Raw genomic sequence first — 16258 nt, 5'->3', positions numbered from 1 at the left:
CGCGAAACAATATGCTTTCAGAGCCGCCGAGAATGGCACTTGGCATATTTGGGCCCGTGCGTGGAATTCATCCTGATCCAAGGCAGGGAAAGTCGCAGCTTGCGTCCTCACCCGAAAGTGGTTGCCGCGATATAATCAATCGATTGACTGATTTCACTAACGACGCTATAAAAATGTCATGACCCGAGAACGCGACAAGCCAAACCCGCCAGCTTCAGCCCGCGCCGAGATCGCGCGCCAGAAGATGCTCACCGCCGCTCTCGACGTCTTCGGGCGCTACGGTTTCGATGGCGCCTCGACACGCCAGCTGACCGAAGCCGCCGGCGTCAACCTGCAGGCGATTCCCTATTATTTCGGCAGTAAGGAAGGCCTCTATATCGCCACCGCCGAATATCTGATGATGCAGATCGACGCTCATGTCAGCGGCATGCGGGCGCGCATTGGCGCGCATCTGATGGCGCTCGACGCAGCCGGCGAGCCGCTCGGGGAAGCCGACGCCCGACTCTTCCTGACCGAGGTTCTGCAGACCATGGTGACGCTCTTCGTCGCCAAGGAATCCGAACCCTGGGCCCGTTTCCTCATCCGCGAGCAGATGGAGCCGACCGAAGCTTTCAAGCGGGTTTATCAAGGCATCATGCGGCCGATGATCGAAATGGGCCGGCGTCTGGTCGGCGCCATTCTCGGCGAGGATCCGGCGTCCGAACATGTGCGCCTTCGCACTTTCAACCTCGTCGGCAGCATCCTCATCTTCCGCTTCGCCCATGCCTCCGTACTCGCCCAGATGGAATGGGACGCCTTCGGCCCGGAACAGGTGGAAATCCTCCGGGGCCTTGCTGCCGAACTGGCCGATGTCATCGGCCCGCCGAAAGGAGGCGCAGCATGAAACGCATCCTCCCCCTCGCGATCCTTCTCTTGGTTGCGGCAGGTGCCGCCGCCTGGTGGTACGGCCTGCCCGAGCGGTTCGGCTGGTTGCCCGAGGCGCGGCGCGAGTTCGTCCTTTACGGCAATGTCGATATCCGTCAGGTCTCGCTCGGCTTCCGCGTCAGCGGCCGCCTCTCCGAACTGCGCGTCGACGAGGGCGATGTCGTCAGGAGCGGCACGGTCCTGGCGAACCTCGACGCCGCACCCTATGAATTCGCCGTTCGCTCCGGCGAGGCCAATGCCGCTGCCCTTCGCGCGACGCTCGACAAGCTGAAGGCCGGCCCGCGGCCGACCGAGATCGCCCAAGCGCGAGCTGCCTACGACGAAAGCCTCGCGGATCTGCAGAATGCCAACCTCGCCTATGACCGCGCCCGCCAGCTTCGCCCGCAGGGCACGATTTCCGAAGCGAACCTCGACCAGGCGACCGCCGCAAAGGCGATGGCCGCCGCCCGCTCGCAATCCGCCAGCGAGGCACTGAAGCTGCTGCAGGAAGGCTCACGCGTCGAGGATATCGCCGCCGCCGACGCCCAGCTGAAGGCCGCCGAGGCCACACTCGCCTCGGCCCGAACCTCGCTCGCAGACACCGAATTGCGTGCTCCGAACGACGGCGTCATCCTCTCGCGGGTGCGGGAAAATGGCGCGATCGTCTCGCCGGCCGATACCGTCTTCGTGCTTTCACTCACCGAACCTGTCTGGGTGCGCAGCTACGTCGCCGAGCCCGATCTCGGCCGCATCCACCCCGGGATGAAAGTATCCGTCGCCTCCGATACCCTGCCGGATAGACCCTATGAAGGCACCATTGGCTTCATCTCGCCGGTCGCCGAGTTCACGCCGAAGTCGGTGGAAACGCCTGAACTGAGGACCGATCTCGTCTATCGCCTGAGGATCGTCATCGACAAACCCGGCCCCGACCTGCGGCAGGGGATGCCGGTCACGGTGCGGCTGTCCGCGCCACCGGCAGGCGGACAATGACTGCCCCCGAACCCGGTCGAGACGCCAGGCCGCTCGTTCGGATCGACGGCGTCACCAAGCGCTTTGGGGGTGCGCCTGCAGCCCTCGACGCCGTCTCCGGCGTCATCGGCGGCGGCGCGATCACCGGCCTCGTTGGCCCCGACGGCGCCGGCAAGACGACGCTGATCCGGCTGATGACCGGCCTGATGCTGCCCGATACCGGAACGATGGAGGTTCTGGGCTTCGACACCAGAAAGAACGCCGCCGGCATTCAGGCGGCGACCGGCTACATGCCGCAGCGCTTCGGTCTTTATGAGGATCTCTCGGTCCAGGAAAACCTCGATCTCTATGCCGATTTGCGCGGCCTGCCGAAGAGCGAACGCGCCGGCGCCTTCGACGAACTGTTGACCTTCACCGACCTCAAGCGTTTCACCGGCCGGCTCGCCGGAAAGCTCTCCGGCGGCATGAAACAGAAGCTCGGCCTTGCCTGCGCGCTTCTGAAAAAGCCGCGCCTGCTGCTGCTCGACGAACCGGGCGTCGGCGTCGATCCGATCTCGCGCCGCGACCTCTGGAAGATGGTTGAGAACCTGACGAAGGAAGGCATCGGCGTGGTCTGGTCGACCGCTTACCTTGACGAGGCTGAAGCCTGCGACCACGTGCTGCTCTTGAACCAGGGAAAACTGCTCTTCTCGGGAAAACCGAACGAAATGACCGAGCGCGTCAAAGACCGCGTCTTCCGGGTCTCCGACGTCACGGGGCGCCGTCGACAGGTTCTCGCCGAACTCCTGCAGGCCGATGGGGTCATCGACGGCGTGATCCAGGGCGAGGCGATCCGCCTCGTCGCAGCCAGCGGCAAGACGCCCGATATCGGCAAGGCCGGTAACGGCGCATCGCTTTCCCCAGCCCCGGCCCGTTTCGAGGATGCCTTCGTCGATATGCTCGGCGGCGGCCCCGGCGGCCGCTCCCGGCTTGCCGAAGCGCAAGAGCCGCTGAAGGCCGAGGGCGACCGGCCGGTGATCGAGGCCAAGGGCCTGACCAAGCGCTTCGGCGATTTCACCGCCGCCGACGACATCAGCTTCGATATCCGCCGCGGCGAGATCTTCGGCCTGCTTGGGCCAAACGGCGCCGGCAAGTCCACCACCTTCAAGATGCTCTGCGGCCTGCTGAAACCGACCGGCGGCGAAGGCCGCGTTGCGGGTTTCGATCTTCGCCGCGACGCTGCGGAAGCGCGCAATCAGCTCGGCTATATGGCACAGAAATTCTCGCTCTACGGCGATCTTACCGTCATGCAGAACCTGGAATTCTTCGCCGGTGTCTATGGCCTTCGTCGGCAGCGCAGGCGCGAGCGCATCGCGCTAATGGCCGATATTTTCGATTTCGGCCGCCACGCCCGCGAACCCGCCAAGGATCTGCCGCTCGGGCTCAAGCAACGGCTGGCGCTTGCCTGCGCCGTCATGCACGAACCGCGCGCCCTCTTCCTCGATGAACCGACCTCCGGCGTCGATCCGATCACTCGCCGCGAGTTCTGGACGCATATCAACGGCTTGGTCGAAAAAGGCGTCACCGTGCTCGTCACCACCCATTTCATGGACGAGGCGGAATATTGCGACCGCATATCGCTGATCTACCGCGGCCGTTCGATCGCGCTCGGTTCTCCCGATGAGTTGAAGGCACGTGTCGCGACAAGGGATGCGCCGGACCCGACGATGGAGGACGCCTTCATCGCGCTGGTGCAGCAATCGGAAGCGGATGATGCATCATGAGCATTTCCTCCGGCCGGCTCCGGCGTCTTGCAGCTCTGGTGCGCAAGGAAAGCTTCCAGGCGATCCGCGACCCGAGCAGCATCCTCATCGCCTTTGTACTGCCGCTGATCCTGCTCTTCCTCTTCGGCTACGGCGTCTCGCTCGATACAACGCGCACCCGCATTGGCCTCGTGACCGAAGAGATGACGCCGCTGACGCAGGACCTCGCGGCCAGCTTTCGGGCCTCGCGCTATTTCGACGTGGTGATCGGCCGTGACCGCCGCCTGTTCGAAGAAGATCTCGTGATCGGAAAGGTGCGCGGCATCGTCGTCATCCCGGCCGATTTCACCACCCGTTATACCGCCGGCAACCGCCCGGAGGTCCAGGTGATTGTCGACGGCTCCGATCCGAACACGGCGAATTTCGTCCAGAACTATGCGCAGGGCGCCGTTGCCAACTGGGAACAGCAGAGGCAGGCGGACGTCGCCTCCCACAGTCCCGCCATCGCAGTTGAGCAGCGCTTCTGGTTCAATCCGGAGCTGACCAGTCGCAACTTCCTCGTGCCGGGCTCGATAGCCATTGTCATGACGCTTGTCGGTACACTGCTGACCTCGCTCGTTGTCGCCCGCGAATGGGAGCGCGGCACGATGGAAGCAATGATGGCGACGCCGGCGACGGCCGTCGAACTGCTCGCCGGCAAGATCCTGCCCTATTTTCTGCTCGGTCTCACCTCGATGACGCTCTGCGTGCTGCTTGCGGTCTTTCTCTTCGGCGTGCCGTTCCGCGGTTCGGTCGCCGGGCTTTATGCCCTGTCGGCCGCCTTCCTGATCCCGGCGCTGGGGCAAGGCCTGTTGATCTCGACGGCAACCAAGAACCAGTTCCTCGCCTCGCAGCTGGCGCTGATCTCCGCCTTCCTGCCGGCCTTCCTGCTCTCGGGCTTCCTGTTCGAGATCAACTCTATGCCCAGGATCATCCAGTGGATCACCTTCATCGTGCCGGCCCGCTACCTGATCCCCAGCCTGCAGACAGTGTTTCTCGCCGGCGACATCTGGCCAATGTTCGGTCGAGCAATCTCGGTCATGCTGACGATCGGCGGCGTCATGTTCGTGCTGGCCGCACGCAGCACCAGAAAGAGGATTGGCTGAGATGGGGTGGACAAGGCTTTACGCCCTCATCGTCAAGGAGTTGCTCGCCGTGCTGCGCGACCCCAAGGGCCGCGCCATCCTGATCGGCCCACCGATCGTCCAGCTTCTCGTCTTTTCCTATGCGGCGACGCTCGAAGTGCGCAATGTCGACGTCATGATCCTCAACCGCGATAGCGGCCATTGGGGCCAGGAGCTGATCGAGCGCATCGATGGCTCGCCGACCTTCCGCAATATCGAGATCGCCGCCGAGCAGGCGGAGGTCCAGGTGGCGATCGACAATCAGACGGTCATCGCCGCGGTCGAAATCGGCCCGGATTTTTCCCGCAATATCGAAGCGGGAACGCCGAGCGACCTGCAGGTGGTGCTCGACGGCCGCCGCTCCAACGCCTCGCAGATCGTTGCGGGCTACCTTTCGCAGATCGGCGCGGCGCTTGCCGCCGATACCACGGCCGGCAAACGCGCCGGCGCCAGCATCGTCTCATCCGTGCCGCGCAACTGGTTCAACCCGAACCTCACCTATCAATGGTTCATGGTGCCGAACCTGATCGCCAGCATCGCGCTCCTCATCGGCCTGATCGTCACGGCGCTGTCGATCGCCCGCGAGCGCGAGCTCGGCACCTTCGATCAGCTGATGGTCTCACCGTTGCGCCTGCACGAGATCCTGATCGGCAAGCTCATCCCGCCGATGTTGATCGGCCTCTTCCACATCACCGTCTATGTCCTCGCCGCCGTCTTTCTCTTCGAGGTGCCGCTGCGCGGCTCGCTCTTCCTGCTTTACGGCAGCGCGATCTTCTATCTCGGCTCGGTTGCCGGCCTCGGCCTCTTCATCTCGGCGCTGTCGATGACGCAGCAGCAGGCGATCCTCGGCGCCTTCCTGTTCATGGTCCCGGCCATGCTGCTCTCGGGCTTCGCGACCCCCATCGAAAACATGCCGGGCTGGCTGCAGCCGATAACCTACGTCAATCCGCTGCGCTATTTCCTGGTGATCGTCAAAGGCGTTTTCCTCAAGGATATCCCGTTGAGCGAGGTGGTGAACCAGACCATCCCGCTGGCGCTGATCGCCACGGTGACGCTCAGCGCCGCCGCCTGGCTATTCCGCCGGCGCCTGGAATAATCCAATCCGGCGGATGCCTCAGCCGCCTCACAGAATATGAACCGGCCTTCCAAAGCGTGACTCTTTGCTGCGGGAACCTCGATTTGGCGTCGTCGTTACCCAAACGCAACCCCAGCAAAGGAGAAGCAAAATGTACAAGATCCTACTTGTCTCCGGCGCCCTTGCGCTGTCGTCGCTTGCTACCAACGCTCTGGCTGACGGAGCCGTGACCGGCGCTGCCGGCGGCGCCATCACCGGCGCGATCGTCGGTGGCCCCGTAGGCGCTGCCGTGGGCGGCATAGCCGGCGGCGTTGCCGGTGCCGTGGTCGATCCGCCGCCGCGTGAGGTCGTCACCTACGTTCAGCAGCAGCCGGCCCCGACCTCCCGCGTGGTCGTCGAGCAGCCGATCGTCGTCGGCAAGCCGCTTCCGGCCGATGTCGTCGTCACTCCGGTGCCCGACAACCCGAAATATGCTTATACGGTCATCAATGACCGCCGCGTGATCGTCGAACCCCGCACCCATCGCGTCGTGCAGGTCATCGAATAATCAAACCGCCGAGGCCGCATGCTGCGGCCCGGCCACCTCCGGCCCCGCCTCGGCGGGGCCTTTTTCGTGCGCATGCACCAGCGGCTGGCCAGCTGGTTGACCGACCGTTTGGTTTCGTTATTTCGAGGCGCTGATCAGACCTTCAGTTCGCGCCGCTCGCGCTCCGTCTCCATGGCGAGGTCGAGCACCTTCTGCAGATTGGCGGCGTGGCGGAAGTTAGGGTCGGGCTGGATGCCGCTTGCCACCGCCTCGGCGAAGCGCTGGTAGTTGGTCGGCACCGGCGCCACCTCGATGTCCTTCCAGGTGGCGGTCTCGGCATCGTCTCCAAGGCAGCCGCGCAGTTCCGATCCGGCCGGCCGGTGGATGACCTCGAGGCTGCCCTTTTCGCCGTAGATGCGCAGTTTCAGCTCATTCAGGTGGCCCGTCGCCCAGCGGCTGGCATGGATCACGCCGAGCGCGCCGTTGGCGAAATCGACCGACATGGTGAAACTGTCATTGGCGTCGAGCATATATTCGCCAATCTGGCCGCCCGGCGCCTTGTTGAAGGTCTTCAGCCGCGCAAAGACATGGTCGATGTCGGTGGCGGCGCCATAGGCGGCGAAATCAAGGATGTGGATGCCGACATCGCCGAGCACGCCGTTCGAGCCGTGGCCGGTGGAAAGCCGCCACAGCCAGGTCGATTCGGTGCGCCAGTCGCCCCAGGCGCGCGATACGAGCCAGCTCTGGAGATAGGACGCCTCCACATGTTTGATCGTGCCGAGTTCGCCTGATAGCACCATCTCGCGGGCGCGCTGCAGCGGCGCGACGTTGCGATAGGTAAGGTTCACCATGTTGATGACGCCGGCCTTCTCGGCCGCTTCCGTCATCTCCAGCGCCTTCGGATAGTTTTCCGCAAGCGGCTTCTCGCAGAGCACATGTTTGCCGGCCGCAATCAGCGCCATGGTTGTCGGGTGATGGATGCGATCGGGTGTGATGTTCGTCGCCGCCTCGAACTCGCCCCAGGCGATCGCCTCATCCAAGGAATGGAACCGTTTTTCGATATTGAACTTGTCGGCAAAGGCGGAAAGCCGGTCGGGGTCGGTGTCGACAGCGCCAACCACCGTCACCCCGTCGATTTTGCTGAAGTGGGTGAGCTGGTTTTTCGCCATCACGCCCGTGCCAAGAACGAGTAGTCGCATGAATGCTCCTCAGCGATAACCGGCTTCGCCGGCTTGGTGCAGTTTCGGGCCGCGCTCGACGATCGGCTCCAATGCCTTTTCCACGGGCACATTTGGAGCGTCGGTAATGCCAGTCAACGCGCCTTCAGGGTTGTAGGCCCACTTGACGCCGTTGATCAGCACCTTCTGCACCGTGGCGTCGTGATAGGTCGGATAGGTCTCGTGGCCCGGGCGGAAATAGAAGATGTTGCCGGCGCCGCGGCGCCAGGTCAGGCCCGAGCGGAACACTTCCCCGCCCTGGAACCAGGAGATGAACACCGTTTCAAGCGGCTCCGGCACCGAGAATTGCTCGCCATACATTTCCTCGTTCTCGAGCTCGAAATGCTCGCCGATGCCGGCGGCGATCGGATGGCGCGGGTTGATCGTCCACAGCCGCTCGCGCTCGCCCGCCTCGCGCCATTTCAGCGCGCAGGGGGTACCCATCAGCCGCTTGAAGATCTTGGAGAAATGGCCGGAATGCAGCACGAGAAGGCCCATGCCCTCCCAGACGCGCCTGGCGACACGTTCGACGACGACGTCTGAGACCGCACCGTGATCCTTGTGGCCCCACCAGGTCAAGACATCGGTTTCGGCAAGCCGGGCCTCGCTCAGCCCATGTTCCGGCTCCTGCAGCGTCGCCGTGGTCGCCGAGATGCCGGCATCGGTATTCAGCGCATTGGCGATCGTCGTATGCATGCCTTCAGGGTAGATGCCCCGGACGATCGCATTGGTATTCTCGTGGATGTTTTCACCCCAGACGACGGTGCGTATGGTCATGATGTGCTCCTCTGGAAGCCGGAAGTATCGACAGGCGGGAAATTCAAAGCGCTTTGGAAAAAGGCGCTTGGGTGCGCCTCGATCTCCTCCACGTCCGAGCAACACATATCGCTTTGTCAGGGGTTTGACAAAGGGGAAAATTTCTTCCGTGAGACTCCAGAGGACTTTCTGAAATATAGCAATGAAATCAATGAGAAACGGATTTAGAGAACAGATTGACGACGATGACGCCCGATATGATCAGCCCGAGGCCGACAATGGCCGGCAGGTCGAGGCGCTGCTTGAAGAAGATCAGGCCAACCGAAGAAATCAGCACGATTCCCAAAGCGCTCCAAATTGCATAGGCGATGCCGACGGGAATGCTCTTCAGCGTCAAGGATAGGCAATAGAAGGCCGCGGCATAACACGCGACGACAAGCGCCGTCGGCCCGATGCGCGTAAACTGTTGCGACAATTGCAGCGCCGTAGTGCCGATGACTTCGAGCACGATGGCTGCAAAGAGCAGCCCGTAGATGGCGGCCTGGCTCATGACGAATTCCTTTTCGCATTACTTTCCCGTGAGCTCGACAAGACGGCTGATGAGATTCAGCCTCAAAGCACTGCTGATGTCATGGCTCTCCAACGTATCGGCGAACCACAGCCCGTCAGCGGCGAAGCGCACGATCTGTGCATCGAGCGAGGAGTCGGTGCCGACATATTCCTCGGCCCGCGCCTGAACCCATTGGCGCCAGCGAAGGCGCAGCCGGGGTTCGGCGAGAAGCGCGATCGTCACCTGCGTCCAACTCCTGGAATCGTCGGGACGGTCCTTGAGACCGGACACCGCATTGAGATAGGCGCGGGTGAAGCGGCCCTGCGGCACGGGATCGCCGCGCATCAGTTCCTCGATATCGGCATCGAACCTTTCGAGCAGGCTCTCGAACAGCGCGTCGAGCAGCGCATTCTTTGTCGGGAAGTGATGCAGCAAGCCGCCCTTGCTGACGCTGGAGGCAGCGGAAACCGCATCGAGCGTCACGGCCGCCATGCCTTCGCTGGCAGCAAGACGCGCGGCGACCTCCAGCAACTGCTGGCGTACGATAGCGGGTTGCTTCTTGCGATGATGAGCGTTTGACATGCGAGATAAAGATACCGTCCGGACGGTTTTGTCAAGAAGAATCGGCGTAAGCCCATGCCCCACAGGCACTATGCGCGAAATGCCGCGGCACCTTGATGACAGTTGCGATCGTTTTCCATCGGGTGCATGAAGAGCCGGGGATGAGATAATACCGGGGATGGTTCCGTGACGGAGAAGGTCACCACTCTATATGAAGCGATCGGCGGCGATCCCACCGTGCGGGCGCTGACGCATCGCTTCTACGCGCTGATGGATACGCTGCCGCAGGCAAGCAACGTGCGCGCCGCGCACCCGCCGAGCCTCGAAGGCAGCGAAGAAAAATTCTACGAATACATGAGCGGCTATCTTGGCGGCCCGCCGCTCTATACCGACAAGCGCGGCCATCCGCGCCTGCGCAGCCGCCATTTCGTTGCCGAGATCGGGCCGGTGGAGCGCGACGAATGGCTGCTCTGCTTCCGCCGCGCGCTCGACGAGACGATATCAAGCCAGGCACTGCGCGATCTCATCTGGGCGCCGGTCGAACGCCTCGCCCATCACATGCAAAACAAGGAAGAGTCATGAGCCTCAACGCGCGCCTGGAGCCGGCGCTCTATCTCTTTGCCGGCCTGTTCGGCGCAGTCGGCGTGGCGCTCGCCGCCCTTGCCGCCCATGGCGGGGGCGAGGCAAACCTTGCGGCTTCTGCATCCGCCATGTGCCTTGCGCACGCCCCGGCCCTGCTGGCGTTGGCGCTCGGCATCGCCAGGCTCAAGACCGCCGGGCTGGCCGGTTTTCTGATGATCGTGGGAACACTGTTCTTTGCCGGCGATCTCGTCTCGCTCCGCTTCTCCGGCGCTGGCCTCTTCCCCTATGCCGCGCCGACCGGTGGATGGGCGATGATGCTCGGCTGGCTGGCCGTGGCGGCGGGTGCTGTGTTTCGGGTCAGAGCGTAGAGTCACCCCTTCTCCCCAGCGGGGAGAAGAGGGAGGAGGCGGCACCGGCATTCCTTAAGGGCCAAGCCTTAAATCCCGTCGACCACATTAAAACCCTCAAAAACCGGCGGCCCCTTGTACATCGTCTTGCGGTCCCCGGCATTGCGGTGCGCCGCGCGAAAGTTCTCAGACTTCGTCCAGTTCTGAAAATCGTCTTCGCTCTTCCAGACCGTGTGCGAGGAATAGAGCGTGTAGCCCTCTTCTTCGTTGGCCTTGCCGCGCAGCAGGCGGAATTCGACGAAACCGGGGACCTCGGCGAGGCTGGAATCCCGATTGCGCCAGACCGTCTCGAAATCGCCCTCGGTCCCGGTTACGACCTTGAAGCGGTTCATTGCGATATACATGAAATCTCCTTACGCCTTCTTGGCCGCCTTCGCAGCAGGCGAGGGAAAGGCGAGAACATTATTGCCGTTTGCCGCAGCCGCGCCAAGCGGTCTCGTGGCCGCCTCCCCAGGCATGCGCGCCTCCCAGGTCGGGAACAGTGTCACATTCTGATGGAGCTGCTGGCGTGCGGTGTGCTGCTGGAACAGTTCGTGGAGTTCGGGCACGAGGCCGTCGCCGCTCTGCGCGGCGAGCTTGTGCAGGCCGATCATGGTGAATCCGTCGAGGCGCTGGTCGTTCATCGGGAAGTGTCTCGTTCGTTCATCGTCTGCAGCGCACGTTCCAGGCTGGACTTGCTGCCGTTTCGAAGCGGGATGAAGGCCTTGCTGAACTTCTTGCAGCCGGTCTTCACGCGCAGGCAGGCATCGTGGCTGATACAGTCGATAGGGCAGAACACGCAGTCGACGGAGGGAAGCAGCGTGTCGATGCGGGAGACCGCCTCGCGCAGGCCGCCATCGTGATGAATGAGCTCGGCGCCGAAATTGCTGGCGATCTGGCGCAGATGCGCCACCTGGCAGTCACGCCCGCCGACATAAAGAAAACTGCGGCCACCCAGTTTGGATCGTCCGTTGGATGCCTGTCCGGCCTCCTCGCCCGCGGTCTCGCGGACCTCCCGGTTCGATCCCTTCTTGCCCTTGCGAGCCATATGCCACCCGTTCGCTGGTTGATCGTCACACGATTCCTGCGTGTGCGGACGGACCTTATTAAACTTGATTTTTGGAGTAAAGTATAAAGTTGATTGTATTTATCATATTTATCGCGGAGTGACCTCAACCGGAAAGGTGTATGTGCGCTGGGATGCCGTCAGGTCATCGGGCATAGCCGGAAGATTGCAGGAAGCTACCCTGGCAAGTGCGGCACGATCCACATCTGGCAAGCTTGACCCGCGGACGATGCCCGACGCTGTGATATCGCCGCCGCGGCTGACGGTGATGCGAACAGTTAAGCTGGCGCGAGCCCTCCGATACCGCGCCTCCATCCGATCGACGCAACGGAATAATCGTGCAACGAGCTTGCCCTTATAGTTGGCTTCCGACGCGGCGCCGGCTCCATTCCCACCGCCCGATGTCCGTGAATTGTTATCGGAATTGGCGTCTGCCTGCCCATCTGCCACACCTCTGCGCGCTTCTTGTTTGGCATCGCCCTCCGAGCCCTGCGCTTTCTTCGGCGGCTGTTTTCTTCCCACCGGCTTCTTTTCCACTGGCTTTTCAAGCTTGGGTCTCGGCGCTGGCGTAACGATTTCTGCCGGCTGTTCCGGCTCGGGAGAGATGGCGGCCGTCTCGACAGGCTTGATCTCTTCCTGCTCGGGCTGCACCACGGCCGCCACAGGTGGCTCGACAGACATCACCGGAGTGTCCACCGGTTGTTCAGGCACCACCGTTGACATCGGCTGTACGACTGAAGTTTCCGCAGGGGTTTCCGATACAAGAACTTCCGGCTCCGCAGCCGTCACCGTCTCCGCTGACTGACGTGTAATCTCCTGCGCCGGTTGAACAGCTTCGACAGGCTCCGCATCGGTCGGCTGGACGGCCTCCGGCTGCACCTCTGCTGTCTCTACCGGTTTGATCTCATCGGGTTCGACAGCTTCTGGAACGATTTCTTGCTGGATCGTGACATCGGTCTCGCCGGCTGCGCTTTGATCCGCATCAGAACTGCCGAGCATAATGACGCTGATCGCTTCGCCTGCTTCCACCAGTGTCTCGTCAGAAGGCTTGGGCATAACGACAAGCAGCGCCACGGCCAGCGCGACATGAAAGAAGAACGAACCGACACACGTCAGCGCCACCCGCCGCCGCACCGGCTTCTGATCGTCTTCCTGCTTCTCCACCGCCGCATCCATCGGCGGCGCGGAAACGTGAGCGACCGGTTCGGCTTCCGGATGGCCGGGAAAGGAAGAGATCTGTGCTAAATGCGTATAGTGGATCACCGTTTCGCCGGCCGGCTGCCGCTGCGCGTTTCGCAGTTCGGGAAGCTCGTGGCCGGGGTGCATGCCGGGCGCGTTGTCGTTCAGGCTGGTGTCGGCACTCTCCTCCCCGATGAGCACGTGTTCCGATCCGGATTTCGCTGAAATCGCCATTCTTTACGCCTCGGACAGCCGGAAACATGTCCGCCGGGGTTCATCCCCGGCGTCTTCTCATCCTTCGAAAGGAACGGAGATCTGCGAGCGGGTGACGAGACCCTTCATGCATTCGCCGGCGACCGGCCCGTCGCAGACCGGCGTGTCGTTGATGAGGATGCGGGTCACGCTCTCGCATTTGACATTCGGCATGTCGAACTGGCGCACGCGCTTCTTGCCCTGCGGCAGATCGCGGAAGTCGAGAACGGTGATGCGGTCGACGGCATTCTTGTCATTGAAGAAGGCGAGCTCGAAGGAAACCTTGTTGATGGCGGAGGACAGCTTGTTGAGCGCCACGAAGGTCATCATGCAGCCCTTCTGCGAAGGCGCCAGCGCGTTCAGTTCGACATCGAGAGAGGTTGCGAGCGCCGCCTCCTGCGCCTGGACCACGGTTGCAACCACCAAGCCGGCCATTACGGCCGCAACCCCACCCGTCATAATCTTCTCCGCATTGTCGCGAGCCGTCAGCGGACGGCTTCGTATCAGCAATCTCAAAAACTTGACTGCTTTAGTCTCCTATTGCGTCTTTAAAAAACTATGAGTAAGCAAGTCAAGTTAATTGTAAACACAACCGGAGGCCTTCAGATCCCGGTACCACGGAATTGCCTGCCGAAATGATGGTTGAAAAGCCAGACACCTTTAAGCATGTGCCACTGCCCTTAGAGCCTGCGGCGCAGCACCGGATCGTCGAAAGCGCGGATCTTGCCTGCGGCAGCTTGCCGCCGTTGACGGCGTGCTGCCGCAGGCAAGCACCATTTCCTTTCCCTCCACCCTGCGCGAGATCGTCCGCATGGGCCTCACCTTGGGCCTGAACCTGCGCCCCGACAAATCAGATCAGACGGCCGCCGCCGCTCTCGCTTCCGTCGGCCATGTCGGCTTCGAAGGCCGCTTTTACCAAGAGCTTTCGGGCGGCGAACAGCAGCGCGTGCAGCTTGCCCGCGTGCTCTGCCAGATTTCCGAACCGTCGTCGACGGCAAGCCCTGCTGGCTGCTGCTCGACGAGCCGGTCTCCGGTCTGGATATCAGCCACCAGCTGACCATCGTGACGCTCGCCGGCAATTTCTGCGAACGCGGCGGCGTCATCGCAGTCATGCACGACCTCAACCTGACAGCGCTCGTTGCCGACCGGATCGTGCTGATGAAATCCGGCCGGCTCGCCGCCGCCGGCTGACGGCACGCCTTTCGTGCTTGCCCACAGCGCCCGCTGCTGTCCCTGAGCCTGCGCGGGCGGAACTTTTGCCCTGCCAAAACGTTGTCGGCAATGATCTGGGTCAATGCCGGGCGACATCATTCATGCAACGGACGGTGGTGACCCTCGTGCGAAACAGGCGGGCTCGCGCGCGCCCCAGCCAATGGAGACAGCCATGAGCTATTCTATTTTCCAGTCCGGCCGCAGCCGCCGCAACGGCACCTTCCACCATCTCGAATCCGGTATCGAAGAACAGATCGAGGCATTGCGCGACGAGCTCGCCGAATTAACGCGCCTCGTCGGCAAGAACTCGCGCCACCAGAGCGAGAAGATTCGCAGCCAGGCCAACGCTGGCTATGAGGAACTGCTCAGCCGCAGCGAGGATCTGCTGCGCGAACTGCAGCACGGCTATGAGCGCGGAGCCACCGAAATGCGCGAGACGGTGCGCAAACATCCGCTGGCAACTATCGGCGCCGCTGCCGCTTTCGGCTTGGCCATCGCCTTCCTCGCCCGTCGCTGAGGAAGCACGATGCTCTCGATCCTCAGCCTGCTGATGGGCGCAAGCGTGCATCGGACCGTCGCGCGCGTCAAACGCAACAGCATCTTCATCGCGCTTGCCGCGCTCTTCCTCCTCACGGCTTATGCGCTGTCGGTGGCCGCCGGCGCCATTTGGCTCGCCGGCATCTACGGTCCGCTCGCCGCCGTCTTCTTCCTGGCCGTCGGCGCGATGCTGATCGCAATCATCGTGCTAGTGGTGATGTCTATCATCAACGCCCGCGAGGCTCGCCGCGCCCGCGATCGCCGTGCGGCGCTGGAATCTCTGGCGACGGTGGGACTGGGCCTCGTCCGCGCCCAACCGCTGCTCACTGCCGGCGTCCTGGCCGCCATCGTCGCGGCCAATCTTATGGGTTCGAAGCGGGAGGATTAGGGAAGGGCCACAAAGCTTGGCGTGCGATTATCGATAGCGGCACCACGCTAACCTCCTTCATTCCTGTCCTCGGGCTTTGACCCGAGGGCAGGAATGAAGGTGGAGAGTTGGTGCCTCGCACAAGCAACCGTTACGCGGATGCGCCGTTTCCCGGCCCCACCGAGGCAAAAGCCGGTGCCCCGAAGAGCAGATCGGCTCCACATGCAACACCTCTCAGAACGCAAAAGCCTTCGAGGTCAGCGGCGCCGAAGTGGCGTCGGGGCCGAAATCGGCCTCGCCTGAAATCTGCAGCAGTTCCTGCAGGCGCTGCCGCGCGCGGTTGACGCGGCTTTTGATAGTGCCGACGGCGCAGCCGCAGATCTCGGCGGCCTCTTCGTACGAAAATCCCGAGGCGCCGACGAGGATGATCGCCTCGCGCTGGTCCGGCGGCAGCTGATCGAGCGCCTTCTTGAAATCCTGCAGATCGAGTGCGCCATACTGGGAGGGATGCATTGCCATCGATTCCGTGAACAGCCCGTCGCTGTCCTGCACCTCGCGGCCGCTCTTGCGCATCTGGCTGTAGAGTTCGTTGCGCAGGATCGTGAAGAGCCAGGCCTTCATATTGGTGCCCATCTCGAAATGGTCCTGCTTGGCCCAGGCCTTCATGATGGTATCCTGGACGAGATCGTCGGCGCGATCGTGCCGTCCGATCAGCGAAATGGCGAAAGCGCGAAGGCTAGGGAGGGCCGCCAGCAATTCCCGCTTGAAGCTGGGTTGCAGTTTCTCTTCCATGCGACGATCCTATTCGGCCATCTTGGCAGAAGCCATCATTTCAGCATGGTCGAGCTTTTCGAGAAGGTCGAGAAAACGATCGGGGATCGCCTCTTCCTGTGCCGCGGCATAGAGCGACCGCAGCTTGACGCCGATCTGGTTGTTCGGGTCCAGAATATCGCTTGCCCGCAGCTCCAGCTTCCGCTGATCCGCCGCCTCTTTATTGCGTGTAGTCATCAACTCGTCTTCTCACCGTTATCTGTTCCAGAGGCGTGCAATCAAGAAATCAACCACCGACACCGACCGTTCCACTATCGATATCGCTGATATTTGCCGCGGCATGGATCAAATGCTACGCCCTTTCTTCGTCGGGTGGGATAATGCGGCGCGACAAAAAAAGTTCCTGCCGTTCAGGAACTTTTTTACCAAGGAAGCGTTAACCGC

The 16258-nt window shown here is 62.4% G+C and carries 21 protein-coding genes and 2 pseudogenes; 12 read left to right on the top strand and 11 right to left on the bottom strand.

The features are described from left to right. Window positions 1–178: 178 nt before the first annotated feature. From J7U39_RS02650 to J7U39_RS02625, 6 genes are all read left to right on the top strand, one after another. Window positions 179–883 (top strand): CerR family C-terminal domain-containing protein, encoded by a 705-nt coding sequence (locus J7U39_RS02650; protein ID WP_210630194.1) that lies wholly within the window; start codon window positions 179–181, stop codon window positions 881–883. Continuing rightward, window positions 880–1893, top strand: coding sequence for a secretion protein HlyD (hlyD, locus tag J7U39_RS02645; protein ID WP_210630193.1), 1014 nt, complete (start codon window positions 880–882; stop codon window positions 1891–1893). Before J7U39_RS02650 ends, hlyD begins: the two co-directional genes overlap by 4 nt. Further along, window positions 1890–3635, top strand: coding sequence for an ATP-binding cassette domain-containing protein (locus J7U39_RS02640; RefSeq protein WP_210630191.1), 1746 nt, complete (start codon window positions 1890–1892; stop codon window positions 3633–3635). The genes hlyD and J7U39_RS02640 overlap by 4 nt, the downstream gene beginning before the upstream one ends. After that, window positions 3632–4759 (top strand): ABC transporter permease, encoded by a 1128-nt coding sequence (locus J7U39_RS02635; RefSeq protein ID WP_210630189.1) that lies wholly within the window; start codon window positions 3632–3634, stop codon window positions 4757–4759. Before J7U39_RS02640 ends, J7U39_RS02635 begins: the two co-directional genes overlap by 4 nt. A 1-nt stretch (window position 4760) precedes the next feature. After that, a complete protein-coding gene (locus J7U39_RS02630) occupies window positions 4761–5873 on the top strand; it encodes an ABC transporter permease (RefSeq protein ID WP_210630187.1) in 1113 nt (370 codons plus the stop codon). 130 nt (window positions 5874–6003) lie between these two features. Further along, the gene (locus J7U39_RS02625; protein ID WP_210630185.1) at window positions 6004–6399 is read left to right on the top strand and encodes a DUF1236 domain-containing protein; all 396 of its coding nucleotides are present in this window, start codon (window positions 6004–6006) and stop codon (window positions 6397–6399) included. A gap of 134 nt (window positions 6400–6533) precedes the next feature. On the opposite strand, the gene J7U39_RS02620 is transcribed toward J7U39_RS02625, so the two are convergent. From J7U39_RS02620 to J7U39_RS02605, 4 genes are all read right to left on the bottom strand, one after another. After that, window positions 6534–7577 (bottom strand): Gfo/Idh/MocA family oxidoreductase, encoded by a 1044-nt coding sequence (locus tag J7U39_RS02620; protein ID WP_210630184.1) that lies wholly within the window; start codon window positions 7575–7577, stop codon window positions 6534–6536. Window positions 7578–7586: 9 nt separating this feature from the next. Then, window positions 7587–8372 carry a ThuA domain-containing protein gene (locus J7U39_RS02615; protein WP_210630182.1) on the bottom strand — a complete coding sequence of 262 codons (786 nt, stop codon included), beginning with the start codon at window positions 8370–8372 and terminating at the stop codon, window positions 7587–7589. A gap of 187 nt (window positions 8373–8559) precedes the next feature. Next, window positions 8560–8901 carry an SMR family transporter gene (locus J7U39_RS02610; RefSeq protein ID WP_064804454.1) on the bottom strand — a complete coding sequence of 114 codons (342 nt, stop codon included), beginning with the start codon at window positions 8899–8901 and terminating at the stop codon, window positions 8560–8562. A gap of 18 nt (window positions 8902–8919) precedes the next feature. After that, window positions 8920–9483 carry a TetR/AcrR family transcriptional regulator gene (locus J7U39_RS02605; protein WP_210630181.1) on the bottom strand — a complete coding sequence of 188 codons (564 nt, stop codon included), beginning with the start codon at window positions 9481–9483 and terminating at the stop codon, window positions 8920–8922. A gap of 165 nt (window positions 9484–9648) precedes the next feature. Between J7U39_RS02605 and J7U39_RS02600 the strand changes: the two genes are divergently transcribed. Together J7U39_RS02600 and J7U39_RS02595 are read left to right on the top strand one after the other, a co-directional pair. After that, on the top strand, window positions 9649–10044 hold the full coding sequence (locus J7U39_RS02600; protein ID WP_210630179.1) for a group II truncated hemoglobin: 396 nt from the start codon (window positions 9649–9651) through the stop codon (window positions 10042–10044). Beyond that, on the top strand, window positions 10041–10412 hold the full coding sequence (locus J7U39_RS02595; RefSeq protein ID WP_210630177.1) for a DUF423 domain-containing protein: 372 nt from the start codon (window positions 10041–10043) through the stop codon (window positions 10410–10412). Before J7U39_RS02600 ends, J7U39_RS02595 begins: the two co-directional genes overlap by 4 nt. Before the next feature lie 68 nt (window positions 10413–10480). Here the strand turns inward: J7U39_RS02595 and J7U39_RS02590 are convergent, their stop codons facing one another. The 5 genes from J7U39_RS02590 to J7U39_RS02570 all read right to left on the bottom strand — a co-directional run bounded on the left by J7U39_RS02590 (window position 10481) and on the right by J7U39_RS02570 (window position 13386). Further along, window positions 10481–10795 carry an antibiotic biosynthesis monooxygenase gene (locus tag J7U39_RS02590; protein WP_210630176.1) on the bottom strand — a complete coding sequence of 105 codons (315 nt, stop codon included), beginning with the start codon at window positions 10793–10795 and terminating at the stop codon, window positions 10481–10483. A gap of 9 nt (window positions 10796–10804) precedes the next feature. After that, the gene (locus J7U39_RS02585; RefSeq protein WP_210630174.1) at window positions 10805–11074 is read right to left on the bottom strand and encodes a hypothetical protein; all 270 of its coding nucleotides are present in this window, start codon (window positions 11072–11074) and stop codon (window positions 10805–10807) included. Continuing rightward, window positions 11071–11478 (bottom strand): DUF2325 domain-containing protein, encoded by a 408-nt coding sequence (locus J7U39_RS02580; RefSeq protein WP_210630173.1) that lies wholly within the window; start codon window positions 11476–11478, stop codon window positions 11071–11073. The genes J7U39_RS02585 and J7U39_RS02580 overlap by 4 nt, the downstream gene beginning before the upstream one ends. A 108-nt stretch (window positions 11479–11586) precedes the next feature. Then, the gene (locus J7U39_RS02575; protein WP_210630171.1) at window positions 11587–12909 is read right to left on the bottom strand and encodes an energy transducer TonB; all 1323 of its coding nucleotides are present in this window, start codon (window positions 12907–12909) and stop codon (window positions 11587–11589) included. Between the two features lie 57 nt (window positions 12910–12966). Further along, window positions 12967–13386: a hypothetical protein gene (locus tag J7U39_RS02570; RefSeq protein WP_210630169.1), complete on the bottom strand. Its 420-nt coding sequence runs from the start codon at window positions 13384–13386 to the stop codon at window positions 12967–12969. Between the two features lie 176 nt (window positions 13387–13562). On the opposite strand from J7U39_RS02570, the pseudogene J7U39_RS02565 reads away from it, so the two are divergent. The 4 genes and pseudogenes from J7U39_RS02565 to J7U39_RS02550 form a co-directional block, all read left to right on the top strand. After that, window positions 13563–13652, top strand: a pseudogene (locus J7U39_RS02565) (hemin uptake protein HemP); the annotation flags it as partial. 8 nt (window positions 13653–13660) lie between these two features. After that, window positions 13661–14109: pseudogene (locus tag J7U39_RS02560) on the top strand (ATP-binding cassette domain-containing protein); the annotation flags it as partial. A gap of 202 nt (window positions 14110–14311) precedes the next feature. Continuing rightward, window positions 14312–14656 carry a DUF883 family protein gene (locus J7U39_RS02555; protein ID WP_210630167.1) on the top strand — a complete coding sequence of 115 codons (345 nt, stop codon included), beginning with the start codon at window positions 14312–14314 and terminating at the stop codon, window positions 14654–14656. 9 nt (window positions 14657–14665) lie between these two features. Continuing rightward, window positions 14666–15064 carry a hypothetical protein gene (locus J7U39_RS02550; RefSeq protein WP_210630165.1) on the top strand — a complete coding sequence of 133 codons (399 nt, stop codon included), beginning with the start codon at window positions 14666–14668 and terminating at the stop codon, window positions 15062–15064. A gap of 213 nt (window positions 15065–15277) precedes the next feature. Here J7U39_RS02550 and J7U39_RS02545 read toward each other — a convergent pair whose 3' ends face one another. Next, window positions 15278–15835 carry an RNA polymerase sigma factor gene (locus J7U39_RS02545; protein WP_011426507.1) on the bottom strand — a complete coding sequence of 186 codons (558 nt, stop codon included), beginning with the start codon at window positions 15833–15835 and terminating at the stop codon, window positions 15278–15280. A gap of 9 nt (window positions 15836–15844) precedes the next feature. Next, window positions 15845–16051 (bottom strand): NepR family anti-sigma factor, encoded by a 207-nt coding sequence (locus J7U39_RS02540; protein WP_011426508.1) that lies wholly within the window; start codon window positions 16049–16051, stop codon window positions 15845–15847. Window positions 16052–16258: the final 207 nt, after the last annotated feature.

The organism is Rhizobium sp. NLR16a (genome assembly GCF_017948245.1).
Classification (GTDB): Bacteria; Pseudomonadota; Alphaproteobacteria; order Rhizobiales; family Rhizobiaceae; genus Rhizobium.
The sequence above is the reverse complement of the archived record's forward strand: the minus strand, read 5'-3'. Positions and strand labels throughout refer to the sequence as shown.